Source organism: Burkholderia sp. AU18528 (genome assembly GCF_002223215.2).
In the GTDB taxonomy this organism is placed as follows: domain Bacteria; phylum Pseudomonadota; class Gammaproteobacteria; order Burkholderiales; family Burkholderiaceae; genus Burkholderia; species Burkholderia semiarida.
In genome coordinates this window covers 144,438-160,227 of the sequence record NZ_NKFC02000008.1, presented here as the reverse complement: position 1 = coordinate 160,227, position 15,790 = coordinate 144,438, and the positions used below count along the sequence as shown (strand labels likewise).

14 protein-coding genes are annotated in these 15,790 nt (G+C 68.2%); 8 read left to right on the top strand and 6 right to left on the bottom strand.

The features are described from left to right. The first annotated feature begins 3 nt into the window (after positions 1 to 3). The 4 genes from doeB to CFB52_RS30245 all read left to right on the top strand — a co-directional run bounded on the left by doeB (position 4) and on the right by CFB52_RS30245 (position 4,528). Positions 4 to 1,029: a N(2)-acetyl-L-2,4-diaminobutanoate deacetylase DoeB gene (gene doeB / locus CFB52_RS30260; protein ID WP_099318289.1), complete on the top strand. Its 1,026-nt coding sequence runs from the start codon at positions 4 to 6 to the stop codon at positions 1,027 to 1,029. 13 nt (positions 1,030 to 1,042) lie between these two features. Continuing rightward, positions 1,043 to 1,513 (top strand): Lrp/AsnC family transcriptional regulator, encoded by a 471-nt coding sequence (locus CFB52_RS30255; protein WP_099318288.1) that lies wholly within the window; start codon positions 1,043 to 1,045, stop codon positions 1,511 to 1,513. A gap of 121 nt (positions 1,514 to 1,634) precedes the next feature. Next, a complete protein-coding gene (locus tag CFB52_RS30250) occupies positions 1,635 to 3,113 on the top strand; it encodes an NAD-dependent succinate-semialdehyde dehydrogenase (RefSeq protein WP_099318287.1) in 1,479 nt (492 codons plus the stop codon). 20 nt (positions 3,114 to 3,133) lie between these two features. Further along, positions 3,134 to 4,528, top strand: coding sequence for an aspartate aminotransferase family protein (locus CFB52_RS30245; RefSeq protein ID WP_099318286.1), 1,395 nt, complete (start codon positions 3,134 to 3,136; stop codon positions 4,526 to 4,528). A 153-nt stretch (positions 4,529 to 4,681) separates the two neighbouring features. Here CFB52_RS30245 and CFB52_RS30240 read toward each other — a convergent pair whose 3' ends face one another. Both CFB52_RS30240 and CFB52_RS30235 read right to left on the bottom strand, forming a co-directional pair. Beyond that, positions 4,682 to 5,614, bottom strand: a complete 933-nt coding sequence (locus CFB52_RS30240; RefSeq protein ID WP_059579484.1) for an MBL fold metallo-hydrolase — start codon at positions 5,612 to 5,614, stop codon at positions 4,682 to 4,684. Between the two features lie 296 nt (positions 5,615 to 5,910). Beyond that, positions 5,911 to 7,296, bottom strand: a complete 1,386-nt coding sequence (locus CFB52_RS30235) for an MFS transporter (protein WP_059641089.1) — start codon at positions 7,294 to 7,296, stop codon at positions 5,911 to 5,913. A gap of 262 nt (positions 7,297 to 7,558) precedes the next feature. Here CFB52_RS30235 and CFB52_RS30230 point away from each other — a divergent pair, with 262 nt between their 5' ends. Further along, positions 7,559 to 7,846, top strand: coding sequence for a DUF1330 domain-containing protein (locus tag CFB52_RS30230; protein WP_059579480.1), 288 nt, complete (start codon positions 7,559 to 7,561; stop codon positions 7,844 to 7,846). Positions 7,847 to 7,865: 19 nt separating this feature from the next. Here CFB52_RS30230 and dhaL read toward each other — a convergent pair whose 3' ends face one another. Continuing rightward, complete coding sequence (gene dhaL, locus CFB52_RS30225) at positions 7,866 to 9,566, bottom strand: dihydroxyacetone kinase subunit DhaL (protein WP_099318285.1); 1,701 nt, start codon at positions 9,564 to 9,566, stop codon at positions 7,866 to 7,868. Between the two features lie 244 nt (positions 9,567 to 9,810). Then, positions 9,811 to 10,938, bottom strand: coding sequence for a sigma-54-dependent Fis family transcriptional regulator (locus CFB52_RS30220; RefSeq protein WP_081066442.1), 1,128 nt, complete (start codon positions 10,936 to 10,938; stop codon positions 9,811 to 9,813). A 453-nt stretch (positions 10,939 to 11,391) separates the two neighbouring features. Between CFB52_RS30220 and msuE the strand changes: the two genes are divergently transcribed. Continuing rightward, positions 11,392 to 11,952: an FMN reductase gene (msuE, locus tag CFB52_RS30210; RefSeq protein ID WP_099318284.1), complete on the top strand. Its 561-nt coding sequence runs from the start codon at positions 11,392 to 11,394 to the stop codon at positions 11,950 to 11,952. Positions 11,953 to 11,989: 37 nt separating this feature from the next. Then, the gene (gene sfnG / locus CFB52_RS30205) at positions 11,990 to 13,093 is read left to right on the top strand and encodes a dimethylsulfone monooxygenase SfnG (RefSeq protein ID WP_059579471.1); all 1,104 of its coding nucleotides are present in this window, start codon (positions 11,990 to 11,992) and stop codon (positions 13,091 to 13,093) included. 60 nt (positions 13,094 to 13,153) lie between these two features. Here the strand turns inward: sfnG and CFB52_RS30200 are convergent, their stop codons facing one another. Then, positions 13,154 to 13,801 (bottom strand): LysE family translocator, encoded by a 648-nt coding sequence (locus CFB52_RS30200; protein WP_059579641.1) that lies wholly within the window; start codon positions 13,799 to 13,801, stop codon positions 13,154 to 13,156. Positions 13,802 to 13,912: 111 nt separating this feature from the next. Between CFB52_RS30200 and CFB52_RS30195 the strand changes: the two genes are divergently transcribed. Beyond that, positions 13,913 to 14,764 carry a LysR substrate-binding domain-containing protein gene (locus CFB52_RS30195; RefSeq protein WP_059579469.1) on the top strand — a complete coding sequence of 284 codons (852 nt, stop codon included), beginning with the start codon at positions 13,913 to 13,915 and terminating at the stop codon, positions 14,762 to 14,764. Positions 14,765 to 14,784: 20 nt separating this feature from the next. Here CFB52_RS30195 and CFB52_RS30190 read toward each other — a convergent pair whose 3' ends face one another. Further along, complete coding sequence (locus tag CFB52_RS30190) at positions 14,785 to 15,675, bottom strand: LysR substrate-binding domain-containing protein (protein ID WP_060310015.1); 891 nt, start codon at positions 15,673 to 15,675, stop codon at positions 14,785 to 14,787. Between the last annotated feature and the right edge of the window lie 115 nt (positions 15,676 to 15,790).

Genomic DNA, 15,790 nt, shown 5'->3' with positions numbered 1-15,790 from the left:
GCGATGCGTGCTTCCCCGATTACGCCGACCGTCGATTTCGACGCGGACGGCGAACAGCACGGCTTCCTGAAGCTGCCTTACTCGCGCGACGATTCCGCGTGGGGCGCGATCATGATTCCGGTGACCGTCGTGAAGCGCGGCGACGGGCCGACAGTGTTGCTGACCGGCGGCAATCACGGCGACGAGTACGAAGGGCCGGTCGCGCTGTCGAAGCTGGCCGGTTCGCTGAAGGCGGCCGACGTGACCGGCCGCGTGATCGTCGTGCCGTTCATGAACTATCCGGCGTTTCGCGCCGGTTGCCGCACGTCGCCGATCGACGCGGGCAACCTGAACCGCAGCTTCCCGGGCCGGCCGGACGGCACCGTGACCGAGAAGATCGCCGATTACTTTCAGCGTCACCTGCTGCCGCTCGCGACGCACGTGCTCGACATTCACGCGGGCGGCCGCACGCTCGACTTCGTGCCGTTCGCGGCGATTCACGTGCTGGCGGACCGCGATCAGGAAGCGCGCTGCGAGCGCGCGATGCGCGCGTTCGGCGCGCCGTATTCGATGCGCATGCTGGAGCTCGACAGCGTCGGCCTCTACGACAGCGCGGCCGAGGAGGCCGGCAAGGTATTCGTGTCGACCGAGCTGGGCGGCGGCGGCACGTCGACGGCCGCGAGCGTCGCGATCGCCGAGCGCGGCGTGTATGGATTCCTCGCGCATGCGGGCGTGATCGCGAAGGACGTGATCGACGGCAACGCGCCGCGTACGACGACGCTGCTCGACATGCCGGACGGTTCGTGCTTCACGACGAGCGAGCATCACGGGCTGCTCGAGATGTGCCGCGATCTCGGCACCGAGGTCGACGCCGGCGACGTGCTCGTGCGCGTGCACGACATCGATCGCACGGGCGTCACGCCGATCGAATACGTCGCGCGGCGGCGCGGGCTGCTCGCGGCCCGGCACTTCCCGGGCATCGTGCAGCCCGGCGACACGATCGCGGTGGTGGCCGACATCGTCGAGCGCAACATTCCGGTGGCCGTATGAGGACGCGCACGACGTGATCAAGCTCGATCGATACGACCTCGCGATCCTGCACCTGCTCGAGCGCGACGGGCGCATCACGAAGTCGAAACTCGCGGAAGCCGTGAACCTGTCGATTTCGCCGGCATGGGAGCGCGTGCGCAAGCTCGAGGAAAGCGGCGTGATCCGCGGCTATCGCGCGGACGTCGACTGGATCGGCGCGTGCGCCGGCAGCCGCATCGTCGTCGAGGTCACGCTGTCGCGGCATACCGCGCCCGACATGCGGCGCTTCGAGGATCGCGTGGCCGCGGCGCCCGAGGTCGCGCAGTGCTACGCGACGGGCGGCGGCGTCGATTACGTGCTGCACGTGGTCGCGCGCGACATCGACCATTACCAGCGCTTCATCGATGCGTTGCTGATGGAAGACCTCGGCATCGAGCGCTACTTCACGTACATCGTGACGAAGGTCGTGAAGTGCACCTCCGGCGGCGTGCCGGACTGGTTGTGAAACTTCGCGCCGGTGCGCGGCAATACGGAAAAAACCGGCATTTCCAGCCGTGCAAACCGAAATTTCCGCATGCGCCGGCGCGACACAATGAAGTCCGTGCCCACCAACGAGGAGACGCAGCATGCTGCCCGGACACCCCGTTCTGTTCAAGTCGACCTGCTACGTCGACGGTCGCTGGATCCACAGCGACAGTGCCGCGACGGTCGCCGTCGTGAACCCGGCCGATCAGGCCGTGATCGGTCACGTGCCGATGCTCGATCGCGCGCAGATCGTCGCGGCCGTCGATGCCGCGCAGCGCGCGTACGGCACCTGGCGCTGGACATCGCAAGCGGCGCGCAGCGCGGCATTGCTGCGCTGGCATGCGTTGATCCTGCGTCACGTCGACGATCTGGCCGCACTGCTGTCGCTGGAACAGGGCAAGCCGCTGGCCGAAGCGCGCGGCGAGATCCGCTATGCGGCGAGCTTCGTCGAATGGTTCGCGAACGAGGCCAAACGCGTCGCGGGCCGCACGATTCCGACGCATATCGACGGTGCGCAACTCGGCACCGTGATGGAGCCGATCGGCGTCGCGGCGCTGATCACGCCGTGGAATTTCCCGGCCGCGATGATCACGCGCAAGGCGGCAGCCGCGATCGCGGTCGGTTGCACCGTGGTCGTGAAGCCCGCGCACGAAACGCCGTTCTCGGCGCTCGCGCTCGCGCAGCTCGCCGACGAGGCCGGCTTCCCGGCCGGCGTGTTCAACGTCGTGCTCGGCGAGCCGCAGATGGCGATGGAGACGCTGGTCGGCGACGCGCGCGTGCGTGCGGTGAGCTTCACCGGCTCGACGCGCGTCGGGCGGCTCGTGACCGAAGCCGCCGCGAAGGCCGGCATTCGCAAGATCGCGCTCGAACTGGGCGGCAACGCGCCGTTCATCGTGACCGAGGACGCGGATCTCGACCAGGCGGTGCCGATCGCCGTCGGCGCGAAGTTCCAGACGTCCGGCCAGGACTGCTGCGCGGCGAACCGGATTCTCGTCGCGCGCCCGCTGTACGACGCGTTCGTCGAACGGTATGCGAACGCGGTGCGCGCGTTGAAGACGGGGCCCGCGTTCGAGCAGGGCGTCGACGTCGGCCCGCTGATGCATCAGGCCGCGTTCGACGCGACCGTGGCGCGCGTCGAGGATGCGCGGGCGCGCGGTGCGCGCATCGTCGCGGGCGGCCGGCCGCATGCGCTCGGCGGCTGGTTCTACGAGCCGACCGTGATCGCGGATGCCGCACCCGGCATGCGCGTGGTCGACGAGGAAAACTTCGCGCCGATCTCGGCCGTCGGCGCGTTCGACACGCTCGACGAGGCAATCGAAACGGCCAACGACACCGAATACGGCCTCGCCGCCTACGTGTGCGCGACGCGCGTCGACACGATCTTCCAGCTCGTGCGGCGGCTCGATTTCGCGATGGTGTCGGTCAATGGCGTGAAATTCACCGGCGCGCCGATCCCGTTCGGCGGGATGAAGGCGTCGGGCCTCGGGCGCGAAGGCGGCGCCGAAGGCTTCGAGCCGTTCACCGAAACCAAGTACTTCTGCCTCGGCAATCTCGGCCTGCCTGTGGCGGCGACGGCCTGACCCAATCAAAGGAGCACATCATGCAAAAATCGATCGACGCACTGCTGCGCGAGGACCGCGCCCACTTCATGCACCCGTCGACGCACGCGTACGACCACGAGACCGGCGCGCTGCCGGGCAAGATCGTGCGCGGCGGCGAAGGCATCCGCATCGAGGATCACCAGGGCAAGCGCTATATCGACGCGTTCGCCGGCCTCTACTGCGTGAACATCGGCTACGGCCGCACCGAAGTGGCCGACGCGATGCACGAACAGGCGAAGCAGCTCGCCTATTACCACACGTACGTCGGTCACGCGTCGGACGCGATCATCGAGCTGTCGTCGCGCATCATCGACTGGTCGCCGGCGGGGATGAAGAAGGTCTACTACGGGATGTCGGGTTCCGACGCGAACGAGACGCAGGTCAAGATCGTCTGGTATTACAACAACGTGCTCGGCCGCCCGAACAAGAAGAAGATCATCTCGCGCGAGCGCGGCTATCACGGCTCGGGCATCGTGACGGGCAGCCTCACGGGCCTGCCGAGCTTCCACCAGCATTTCGACCTGCCGATCGACCGCGTGAAGCATACGGTGTGTCCGCACTGGTACCGCAAGGCGCCGGCCGGCATGAACGAAGCGCAGTTCGTCGCGTACTGCGTCGACGAACTCGAGAAGCTGATCGCGCGCGAGGGCGCCGACACGGTCGCCGCGTTCATCGCGGAGCCGGTGATGGGCACGGGCGGCATCATCGAACCGCCGGCCGGCTACTGGCCCGCGATCCAGGCCGTGCTGCGCAAGCACGACATCCTGCTGATTTCCGATGAAGTCGTGTGCGGGTTCGGGCGTCTCGGCTCGAAGATGGGCGCGCAGCACTTCGGGATCGAGCCCGACCTGATTACCGTCGCGAAGGGGCTGACGAGCGCGTATGCGCCGCTGTCGGGCGTGATCGTCGGCGAGAAGGTGTGGGACGTGATCGCGCGCGGCTCGCAGGAACACGGGCCGATGGGGCACGGCTGGACGTATTCGGGCCATCCGGTATGCGCGGCCGCGGCGCTCGCGAACCTCGCGATTCTGGAGCGCGAGAACCTCGTTGGCAACGCGGCCGAGGTCGGCGCGTATTTCGGCGCGAAGCTGCGCGATGCATTCGGCGCGCATGCGCTCGTCGGCGAAGTGCGCAGCGTCGGGATGCTGGCCGCGCTCGAGTTCATGGCCGACAAGGACGCACGTACGCCGTTCGATCCCGCGCTGAAGATCGGCGCGCAGGTGTCGGCTGCGGCGTTGCAGCGCGGCGTGATCGCGCGGGCGATGCCGCACGGCGACATTCTCGGCTTTGCGCCGCCGCTCGTGATGACGCGTGCGGAAGCCGACGAGATCGTCGCGATCGTGAAGGATGCGGTGGACGAGGTAGCGGAGCGGAATATTTCGGCCGTCGCGTGAGTTGTCAGCGATCCTGATGCGCGTTCCGGCGCGCGAGGCGACGCCGCCGCATGCAAGTGCGGCGGCGTGTTTTCTTGCCGGTCCGGGTGCAGGTCCGGTTCAGCAAAACCGTCGTCGCATCGCCTACGGCGCGCGTCGGCTATCGCCCGTCACTCAGTAATCCCACACGACCGGGACGAACCGGAAACCGTCGCCGTCCCGGGCAACATGGCCGATGGACGGGAACGCGACGTGCGCGGCAGCCAGCATCGAGCCGGTGTCCGCGGCTTCGTTGAACAGCGCGAGACGCACGTCGACCGCCGCTTCGGGATCGTGTTCGAAGCCGTTTTGCCAGTCGGGATTGTCGAAGTTGACTTCGAAAATCGCATCGCCCGCGAACGTCAGCTTTTCTCCGTTCGATGCGATGTCGACCACGCAGTGCCCCGGCGTATGCCCGCCCGTCACCCGCGCCGACACGCCCGCGGCGACTTCCACGGTGCGATCGAACTGCACGACGTGTTCGCCGTAGAGTTCCATGAACCTCGCTGCCGCCTTGCGCAGCGCGGGCGGAACGGTTTCCGGCATCACCGTCTTGCTGAAGTCCGGATGCTTCCAGAACGCCACTTCCGCGGCCGACACGTGAATGCGTACGTCGGGGCGCAGCTTCGCCTTGACGCCGTCGACGTTCAGCCCGCCGACGTGATCCATGTGCATGTGCGTGATCACGATATCGGTGATCGCGGCCAGATCGATGCCGGCCGATTCCAGACGCATCACCGAGCGCCCGGCGCGCGTGAAGTATTCGAAACCGTCGCCCACGCCCGAATCGATCAGGATCAGGCGATCGCCGCTGCGCACGAGCGCGATGTTGAGCGCCCAGTCGAACATGTCGCGTTGCAGGAAACGGCCGTCGAACCACGCGTTGCGGTCCGCTTCGCTCACGTTGGTGGACATGGTGGAAGTCGGCAGCGGCAGCACGCCGTCGCTGATCAGCACGACATCGACGTCGCCGATGCGCACCGCGTAGCGGGACGAAACGAGCTCGCCCGAAGATTCGTTGCCCAGGCGGGCGGTAACCGGCCGGACGTTGCGGATGGGTGCGTTCATGTTCAGTAATCCTGTTCGTCGAGTGAGGGAAGCCGCGCGGCACGGCGCGGCTCGCTGGCGCGATCGTGAAGGCCGCGCTTCGGTTCGCCCGGATTCCGGTCGAGCGTGTCAACGATTGTAGTGACGGCCGACACACGCCGACAGCGCCGCGCGGGGGCACATCGTGTTGTCCGGACGACAACAATCGGGCCGCGGCTTCGGTGGCCCGAAATGCACGTCGCCCGCCGTCCGTTGCCGGACGGCGGGCGATGCAATGGTTGCCGTTTATGGGAAGCCGGGCGCGGCCGGCGCGCGGGTCAGCCCGGCTGGCCGGGGAGCGTGTCGCCGCGCAGCGAACATCCGCGCGTCTCGATCACCGCCAGCAGCGCGATCAGCCCGACCGCGCAGGCGGCCATCATGTAGTACGCGGGAATCAGTGCGTTGCCGGTCTTGCCGATCAGCCAGTCGTTGACGATCGGCGCGGTGCCGCCGAACAGCGACGTCGACACGTTGTAGGCGATCGCCATGCCCGCATACCGGACGTGGGTCGGGAACATTGCCGGGAACATCGCGGAAATGGTGGCGAGCTGCGGCACGTAGAGCACGCCGAGCACCGCGAAGCCGACGAACGCGCCGAGCGGGCCGTGCGTCATCAGCGTGAACATCGGCACGGCCGCGACGAACAGCCCGACGAGCGAGATCCACCACATCGTCTTGCGGCCGACGCGATCCGACAGCCAGCCGGCGAACGGCAGCAGCACCATCATCGCGAGCATGCCGATCAGCGGAATCAGCAGCGACATGTTTTCGCTGACGCCGAGCTCCTTGTGCATGTAGGTCGGCATGTACGCGAGCAGCACGTAGTTGACGACGTTCAATGCGACGACGAGCCCGCCAAGCAGCAGCAGCGGCTTCGCATAGCGCACCAGCAGCAGCCGGATCGGCAGCGCGGCGGCGACGCTTTTCTCGCGGCGGTGCGCCTGTTCCTCGAGTTCGCGGAACACCGGCGTCTCCTCGAGGCGCGAGCGCAGGTAGAAGCCGATCAGGCCGAGCGGCGCCGCGACGAGGAACGGCAGGCGCCAACCCCACGCATGCATCGCCGAATCGCCGAGCAGCAGCGCGAAGCCGAGCATCAGGAACGCGCCGAGCGAGAAGCCGGCGAGCGTCGCGAATTCGAGGAAGCTGCCGCACAGGCCGCGCCGCGAATCGGGCGCGTATTCGGCGATGAAGGTCGCCGCACCGCCGTATTCGCCGCCGGTCGAGAAGCCCTGCACCATGCGCAGCACGATCAGCGCGGCCGGCGCCAGCCAGCCGGCCGTCGCGTAGCTCGGCAGCAAGCCGACGAGCAAGGTTGCGCCCGACATCGTCAGGACCGTCAGCGCGAGCACGCGCTTGCGGCCGAGCCGGTCGCCGAGCGGCCCCCAGAACAGGCCGCCGAGCGGGCGGATCAGGAACGAGATCGCGAACGTGCCGAGCGCGAACAGCGTCGCGCTGGCCGTGTTGCCGGGAAAGAGCGCGGCGGAAATGTACGCGAGGCCGTACGCGTAAATACCGTAATCGAACCATTCGGTCGCGTTGCCGAGGGCGGCGGCCGTGATCGCGACCCGCGGCAGGCTGTGCGGCTCGTCGCCGCGCTGGGTGGTTGTATCGTCGGGAATCGACGACGCGGCGGAAACGGAAGTCCACGATGGCACGTATCGCATGAGGGTCCTCGCTATCAGCATGCGCCCGGGCGGGCGCCGACGAGGATCAAAGTAATCCCGCCAATTAGCGATGCCCGATGTCATAGGACGATGTGGAGATCGGGGTTTTCCCGCGCCGTGGCGGGGGGCCGGCGGAGGCCGGGGCCGGCTCGCCGCGGCGCCGGCCGGCGAATGGCGGTAAGCTGCGCGCAGCCATGCGGGATTCGTCGGAGTGTGCGGCGCGTGGCGTCCCTTTTTTCACCCTTCATCAGGAGCGCATATCGTGGCGACCTACATCGTCTTTACACGGGAAAGCACGCAGGACCAGCATGAGCTCGACCTCTACTCGAGCCAGGTCGGTGCGACCCTCGCCGGCCATCCGGTGAAGGTGCTCGCCGCTTATGGGCCGCAGGAAACCCTCGAGGGTGAAGGCCCGGAAGGCGTCGTGATCGTCGAGTTCCCGTCGAAGGAGGCCGCGCACGCGTGGTATCACGGCCCCGAATACCAGAAGGTCGTCCAGCACCGGTTCAAGGGCGCGCGCTATCGCGCGGTGCTGGTCGAGGGCGTCTGAGCGCGGCCGCGCGCGCCCGTTACCGCACGTGCGGCAGCAGCGCGCGCAGCCAGTACGCGACGGCCACCGCGCCGCCATCCGGCGTACCGATCGCGCGTTCGCCGAGATAGCTGGCCCGTCCCGCGCGCGGCGTCATGCGTGCCGTTTCCCGCGCGCCTCGCTCGGCCGCGTCGACGGCCGCCGCCCATGCGCTCGCGGGATCGCGATCGCCATCGAGCGCGCGGCCGAATGCGTCGACGGCCGGCACCAGCGCATCGAGCATCGTCCGGTCGCCGGCCTGCGCGCCGCCGAGTTCGCTGATCGAATCCACCGCCGCGCGCAATGCCGCGGCCCAGTCGCGCGGCGACGGCTCGGCGATATCGGCCAGCCGGCGCGACGCGCGCAGCAGCGCGGTCGCATAGAACGGACCGGAGCTGCCGGCGATCGCGCGACGCAACGCGGCGCCGAGCGCCGCGAGCGCACCGGACGGCGTGCCGTACGCGGTGTCGGGTAGTTCGAGGATCGCCTGCGCGGCGCGCCGCATGCTCGCGCCGAGATCGCCGTCGCCGGCTGCCGCATCGAGATCCGTCAACGTCTGCTCGTGGTCGATCAATGTTTGCGCCACCGCGTGCAGCGCCGGTTGCAGGCGCGCGGCCCACGCGCGGCCGGCTGCGTCGAGCGGCGGCAGCGGCGCGTCCTGCGACGCGGCCGCGGCCACGCGAATCCGTGTGTTCACGATGCCGCCGCCCGGCCATGCGCGCGCCTGCGTCGGCGCATCGAGCAGCGCCGCGCGCTCGTCGTTCAGCCGCAGCACCGAGATCGAGCAGCCCGGCATGTTCAGCGCGGACAGGAACGTGCCGGCCCATGCGCGCGCGACGACGATGCCGCGCCGGCTCAGGTTGTCGAACGCGGCGCGCAGCACGATCGCGAGTTCCATGTCCGGCGTCGCGCCGAGGCCGTTGACGAACAGCGCGACGCGCTCGCCGCGCTCGAGCACGAGATCGGCGACGATGCTCGCCAGCAGCGTGTCGGCCAGCGCGTCGGCCGGCAGCGGCGCGCGGCGCTCGACGCCTTTCTCGCCGTGGATGCCGAGGCCCAGCTCGATCTCGTGATCGGCGAGGCTGAAGCCCGATTTGTCGGCGCCCGGGATCGTGCAGCCGTCGAGCGCGACGCCCATCGTGCCGAGCTCGGCTGCCGCGTCGCGCGCGATGCTCGCGACGCGGGCAAGCGGCAGCCCGCGCGCGGCGGCGGCGCCCGCGAGCTTGTGGATCAGCACGGTGCCGGCGATCCCGCGCCGCTGGCCGCGCTCGACGCGGCCGCGCAGCGCGACGTCGTCGGCGACGATCACGGTTTCGACCGGAATGCCTTCCGCGCGTGCGAGCTCGGCGGCGAGCCCGAAATTGAGCCGGTCGCCGGTGTAGTTCTTCACGATCAGCAGCGCGCCGTTCGGGCCGGCGCTCGCGCGAATCGCGGCGAGCACGGCGTCGGTCGACGGCGACGTGAACACTTCGCCGCACACGGCCGCGCTCAGCATCCCTTCGCCGACGTAGCCGCCGTGCGCGGGCTCGTGGCCGCTGCCGCCGCCGGACAGGATCGCGACCGGCCGCTGCGACGGCTCGGGCAGCGGCTGGCGGACGAGCACGTGCTCGTCGCCGAGGATCGCGAGATGCGGCGATTGCCGCGCGATGCCTTCGAGCATTTCTCGCACGACGTCGGACGGGCGGTTTACTAGCTTTTTCATGGCGACGGGTTCCGGACGGGTGAACAGGGCTCGGCCGGACGCGCACGGGCGCCGGACGGCTTTCGTGTTGCGGAGGATCGTGCGTGAGCGGTTGCCGGTCGCAGGCGATCGCATAACCGACGACCGGATGCGGGGCGGGCAACGAAGCGTACGCCTGGCGCCACGATACATCAGGTTCGGACGTCGCGACACGGATCGCGACGTGATCGCGCCGGGGCGGAACGGCGGCGCGCGCCGTATGCCGCTATTTCAGCGCGGCGATCGCCTTCGCGCGAATCAGCCGCGCACGCAGCACGTTGCGGCTGATGCCGAGCAACTGCGCGGCGCGGATCTGGTTGCGATGGCTGAATTCGAACGCGACGCGCATGACCGTGTCCTCGATGTGTTCGAAGAGATTGCCGTGCCCTTCGTCGAACAGGTCGCGCAGCGCGTGTTCGAGCGCCGCCTGTGCGTCGGCGGGCGAATCGGCTGCTGGCGCGGCAACGGTCGGCCGGCATGGCGGCGCGATGTGCAGGTCGGTGTCCTGCAGCGCGTCGTGGCGGCTCACGAGCAGCGCGTGATGGATCACGTTCTCCAGTTCGCGGATATTGCCCGGCCAGCCGTGCGCCTCGAGCCGACGCTCGGCGCGTGGATCGATGCGGCGCGGGCCGCTGCCGAGCCGGTCGCGGTACATGTCGAAGAAGTGCCGCGCGAGCGGCAGGATGTCGCCCGGGCGCTCGCGCAGCGGCGGGACCGCGAGCAGCACGACGTTGAGCCGGTAGAACAGGTCGCCGCGAAAATGTCCGGCCGCGATGGCCTGCTGCAAGTCGACGTTGGTCGCCGCGACCACGCGCACGTCGACCGGAATCCCCGTGCGCGAACCGAGCCGCACGACCTCGCGTTCCTGCAGCACGCGCAGCAGCTTGACCTGCATCGCGAGCGGCAGGTCGCCGATTTCGTCGAGAAACAGCGTGCCGCCGTGCGCGGCTTCGAACCAGCCGGGCTTCGCGTTGATCGCACCCGTAAACGCGCCTTTCTCGTGGCCGAACAGTTCGCTGTCGACGAGCGTTTCGGAGAATGCGCCGCAGTTCACCGCGACGAACGGCCCGTCGCGACGGGCGCCGAGATCGTGCACGCGGCGCGCGATCAGTTCCTTGCCGGTGCCCGTCTCGCCGACGATCAGCACGTTCGCGTCGCTCGGCGCGACGCGGCGAACCTGTTCGAGCAGCGCGAGCGAACGCGGATCGGCGAACACCTGCGCTTGCGCACAGGGCTGCGCGTGACGTTCGGGCCGCGTGAGCACGGGCGCCTCGGCCTGACGCTCGGCGAGGTCGCGGGGCGCGGTGACGACACGAAGATTGAGCGGGCGCGGCGATGGGGAAATGGAAGTCATGGCGATGAACCGTTGGATGACGAGGCGATGCGGGGCGGCTGCTGCGTGATCAGCAGAGTGTTGAACGTTTCGCCGCGCGCGAAAAGCATCGATTTCTGATAACCAAAGCGCGATTGCTGCGGAACCTGCAATGGCGCGGAAGAGCGGCGGGGCCGTGACGCTATGACGTCGAATCAGGCGCTACCACATGTGATGCGCTGCTGCCTGATCAGCAGCGCATCAGCAGGCCCGCTGCACCGGATTCATCTCGTTGCGGAATATCGATGTGACGCACGAACCGAAACGCTTGCCACTGTCGCGCATTTGGTCGAGCGCCAATGCTGACGGGCGATGGCGCAAAGTTTCGGGATGCAGACGACCTTGCAGCCGCGCACCCGAACCGATGGCACGCTCCTTGCTGACCCGAACCGGTATCGCCGCACTGCACGCGGCTCCACCACGGGAACGCATGGCATGAGTCACACCCTCAACGTCGTCGCAATATCGGGCAGCCTGCAGCGGCCGTCGCGCACGCTGGCGCTGACCGACGCGATCGTCACGGCGCTCGGCGACGCGCTGCCGATCGATACTCGGCTGATCGAACTCGGCGAGATCGGCAGCCGGCTGGCCGGCGCGCTCACGCGCGCGCAGGTGCCGGCCGATCTCGATGCGCTGATCCGCGCGATCGAGACGGCAGACGCGCTCGTCGTCGCGAGCCCGGTGTACCGCGCGTCGTACACGGGCCTTTTCAAGCACCTGTTCGACCTCGTGCGCCACGACGCGCTCGTCGACGTGCCCGTGCTGCTCGCGGCCACCGGCGGTAGCGAGCGGCATGCGCTCGTGATCGACCATCAGCTGCGTCCGTTGTTCAGCTTCTTCCAGGCACGCACGCTGCCGATCGGCGTGTATGCGTCCGAAAGCGATTTCAACGCGTACCAGATCGCCAGCCCGGCGTTGCGCGAGCGCATCGCGCTCGCGGTGAATCGCGCGGTGCCGCAACTGCGCGCGCATGTGCGTTCCGCCGCGGCCGCGTAAACCGCTTTTTCGTTTCCCCTTCGACCAGGACACCTTCATGAGCCTTCCCGACCCTTCCGCCGACGGCGTCAAATTCGCGTACTGGGTGCCGAACGTCAGCGGCGGCCTCGTCGTGAGCACGATCGAGCAGCGCACCGACTGGAGCCTCGAATACAACCAGAAGCTCGCGCGCACGGCCGAGGCAGCCGGCTTCGACTACGCGCTGAGCCAGATCCGCTTCACGGCCGGCTACGGCGCCGAATATCAGCACGAGTCGGTGTCGTTCAGCCAGGCGCTGCTGCATGCGACGACGAAGCTCAAGGTGCTCGCCGCGATCCTGCCGGGGCCGTGGCATCCGGCCGTGGTCGCGAAGCAGCTCGCGACGATCGACCACATCTCGAACGGGCGCATCGCGATCAACGTCGTGAGCGGCTGGTTCAAGGGCGAATTCACCGCGATCGGCGAGCCGTGGCTCGAGCACGACGAACGCTATCGGCGCTCGAAGGAATTCATCCAGGCGCTCAAGGGCATCTGGACGCAGGACAATTTCACGTTCAAGGGCGACTTCTACCGCTTCAACGACTACACGCTGAGCCCGAAGCCGGTGCAGAAGCCGCATCCGGAAATCTTCCAGGGCGGCAGCTCGCGCGCGGCGCGCGACAACGCGGCGAGCGTGTCGGACTGGTATTTCACGAACGGCAATACGCCGGAGAACCTGAAGGCGCAGATCGACGACATCCGCGCGAAGGCGGCCGCGAACAACCATCGCGTGCGGATCGGCGTCAATGCGTTCGTGATCGCGCGCGACACCGAGGAAGAAGCGAAGGCCGTGCTCGACGACATCATCCGGCATGCGCACGTCGAGGCCGTGCACGCGTTCGGCGATGCGGTGAAGCAGGCCGGCAAGGCGTCGCCCGAGGGCGAGGGCAACTGGGCGAAATCGACGTTCGAGGATCTCGTGCAGTACAACGACGGCTTCCGCACGAACCTGATCGGCACGCCGCGGCAGATCGCCGAGCGGATCGTCGCGTTGAAGGCGATCGGCGTCGATCTCGTGCTGGCCGGGTTCCTGCATTTCATTGAGGAAGTCGAGTACTTCGGCAAGCGCGTGCTGCCGCTCGTGCGCGAGCTGGAGGCGCAGCGGCAGGCAGTGGCCGCGTGACGCCGACCGGCCGCCAGCGCGCGGCCCGCGATCGTGCGGGCCCGCGCGGCGGCACGACGCTTACGTGATGCCCGCCATCTTCGATGCCTCGATCACCATCTCCACGCCGAGGCCGCCGAGCACCGCGCCCATCGCCCAGCGCTGCGCGAGCAGCAGCGCGGGACGGCCGTGCAGAAACCTCGCGAGGCTGCTCGAGCAGATCGCCACCAGCCCGTTGGCCGACGCGAACGCGGCAATCAGCAGCGAGCCGAGAAACAGCGACTGGCCGAACACGCTGCCTCGCCCGTAGTCGATGAACTGCGGCAGCAGCGACACGAACAGCATCGCGAGCTTCGGGTTCAGCACGCTGGTCGTCGCGCCCATCGCGAGCAGCCGCAACGGCTGCTCGTTCGGCAGCGTCTTCACCTCGAACGGCGAGCGGCCGCCCGGCCGCACCGCCTGCCATGCGAGATACAGCAGATAGGCCGCCCCGACCGCGCCCAGCACGCTGCCCGCATAGGGAACGCTCATGAACAGCGTCGTGATGCCGAACGCCGCGGCGAACATGTAGAACAGGTAGCCGATCATCACGCCGGCGAGCGAAACGAGGCCGGCCGCGCGCCCTTGCGCGATCGAGCGCGACATCACGTAGACCATGTTCGGCCCCGGCGTGACCGCGAGCATGCCGCCGATGACGAGAAACCCGTAGAGCGATCCGGACGTGTGCATGTTTTCCGCTTCCTGCATCGAGTGAGTGCCGACGCAGGTCATTCTCCGGCGATGGAGGCGAACAGTAAAACGGGATAAACTGAATCGATTGATCAGTTTTTCTGAATCGACATGAAAAAGCTCGACCTCGATGTGCTCGCGATGGTGGTCGCCGTCGCGGATTCCGGATCGTTCGCGCAGGGCGCGCAGGCCGTGCATCGGTCGCCGTCGGCGGTGAGCATGCAGATCAGGACGCTGGAGGACGCGCTCGGCAAGCCGCTGTTCATCCGCGACACGCGCAACGTCACGGCGACCGACGACGGCAGGATGCTCGCCGACTACGGCCGGCGGATGCTCGCGATGCGCGACGAGGCGTGGGCGTCGGTCGTGCGTCCGGAGATTCGCGGCCGCGTGACGATCGGCGTGCCCGACGATTACATCTCGTCGCTGCTGCCGCAGGTGCTCGGCAAGTTCGCCGCGATGCATCCGCGCGTGGAGGTGCGCGTGATCGGCCAGCCGAGCAGCGCGCTCGTGCCGATGCTGAGGGACAACACGGTCGATCTCGCGTGCCTCACGCGGATCAAGGGCGTGACGGGCGAGCTGATCCGGATGGAGCCGCTCGTCTGGGTCGGCTCGCCGAAGCGCAACGTGTGGGAAGAGCGGCCGCTGCCGGTGGCGTTTTTCCCGCACGGCGGCAGCATGGCGCGCGATCACGCGGTGAGGGCGCTGAATCGACGGAAGATCCCATACCGGATGTCGTACGAAAGCCCGAGCCACCTCGGGCTGCTGAGCATGGTGGAGGCCGGGCTCGCGGTCGCGCCGCTCGCGCGCTGCTGTATTCCCGATCATCTCGTGCAACTGTCGGAAAGCCACGGGTTGCCGCCGCTCGGCGAAATGGAAGTCGTGCTCGCGCGCAGCGCGCAGTCCGCGCGCCCCCCGTGCGACTACCTCGCCGAGCAGATTCTCGGCGAATGGCGTGTCTGAGGGCCGCTACGCGCCGTGTGTCAGCACGACGCCAGCAGCCATTCGCGGAAGGCGACGAGCGACGGCAGCGTTTCGTTGCCCGGCGGGTAGACGAGGTAATAGCTGCGCTGGCTGGTAATCGCGTCGCCGATCGACACGAGTTCGCCGCGGCTCAATTCATCCTCGACGAGCACCTTCGGCACCAGCCCGATCCCCATTCCCGCGCGCACGGCCTGAATCAGGTGCGACGTCAGCTCGAAGCTCGGGCCGACGCGCATCTGGCGATGGTCGAGTCGATAGTGCGAGAACCACTCGGCCCAGGCCTGCTGATTGCTCGTCACGCCCAGCAGCGTCTGCTTCGCGGCCCAGGCCGGCGTGCGCGTGTCGGTCTTGCGGCCGCGCCCCGTATCGGGCGGCGCGATCGCGATCAGGAACTCGTTGTACAGCCGGTGCGCGTGCAGGCCCGGCCAGTCGTCCGCGCCGACGGTGATCGCCGCGTCGAGGTCGTCGTTGAGAAAATCGATCGCGCCGATTCGTGAATGAAGGTGCACGGTCACACCCGGATGCGCGGCGTAGAAGCCGTGCAGGTGCGGCAGCAGCCATTTCGAGCCGAACGTCGGCAGGGTGGCCAGCCGCAGCGAGCCGGCGCCGGCCTGATGCGACATCGCCTGCAGCGTCGCGCCGCGAATGCGCCCCAGCGCGCCGCTCAGCTCGGCGAAATAGCGGCGGCCGACTTCGGTCAGCTTGACCGAGCGGCCCTCGCGCCGGAACAGCGGCACGCCGAGCTGATCCTCGAGCGTCTGCACCTGCCGGCTGATCGCGCTCTGGCTCAGCGACAGCTCGTCGGCTGCGCGCGTGTAGCTTTCATGCCGCGCGGCGGCCTCGAATGCGAGCAGCAGCGACATCGACGGGGTGAGGCGACGGTAATTCATGAGTTTTATGCAAGATTTGCCGGGTGAGAATTCGTTTGTTTCCGGCGGGATATCCAAAGATACTGGAATTCCCGGTTGCGCGGAAACTTGCCAAAAATTCATGTTTAGGCGCACG

What these genes read in the sequence shown, in the direction of transcription:
- doeB (WP_099318289.1), top strand. Translation starts at nt 4, where the DNA reads ATGCGTGCTTCCCCGATTACGCCGACCGTCGATTTCGACGCGGACGGC.
- CFB52_RS30250 (WP_099318287.1), top strand. Translation starts at nt 1,635, where the DNA reads ATGCTGCCCGGACACCCCGTTCTGTTCAAGTCGACCTGCTACGTCGAC.
- CFB52_RS30245 (WP_099318286.1), top strand. Translation starts at nt 3,134, where the DNA reads ATGCAAAAATCGATCGACGCACTGCTGCGCGAGGACCGCGCCCACTTC.
- CFB52_RS30240 (WP_059579484.1), bottom strand. Translation starts at nt 5,614, where the DNA reads ATGAACGCACCCATCCGCAACGTCCGGCCGGTTACCGCCCGCCTGGGC.
- CFB52_RS30235 (WP_059641089.1), bottom strand. Translation starts at nt 7,296, where the DNA reads ATGCGATACGTGCCATCGTGGACTTCCGTTTCCGCCGCGTCGTCGATT.
- dhaL (WP_099318285.1), bottom strand. Translation starts at nt 9,566, where the DNA reads ATGAAAAAGCTAGTAAACCGCCCGTCCGACGTCGTGCGAGAAATGCTC.
- CFB52_RS30220 (WP_081066442.1), bottom strand. Translation starts at nt 10,938, where the DNA reads ATGACTTCCATTTCCCCATCGCCGCGCCCGCTCAATCTTCGTGTCGTC.
- msuE (WP_099318284.1), top strand. Translation starts at nt 11,392, where the DNA reads ATGAGTCACACCCTCAACGTCGTCGCAATATCGGGCAGCCTGCAGCGG.
- sfnG (WP_059579471.1), top strand. Translation starts at nt 11,990, where the DNA reads ATGAGCCTTCCCGACCCTTCCGCCGACGGCGTCAAATTCGCGTACTGG.
- CFB52_RS30200 (WP_059579641.1), bottom strand. Translation starts at nt 13,801, where the DNA reads ATGCACACGTCCGGATCGCTCTACGGGTTTCTCGTCATCGGCGGCATG.
- CFB52_RS30195 (WP_059579469.1), top strand. Translation starts at nt 13,913, where the DNA reads ATGAAAAAGCTCGACCTCGATGTGCTCGCGATGGTGGTCGCCGTCGCG.
- CFB52_RS30190 (WP_060310015.1), bottom strand. Translation starts at nt 15,675, where the DNA reads ATGAATTACCGTCGCCTCACCCCGTCGATGTCGCTGCTGCTCGCATTC.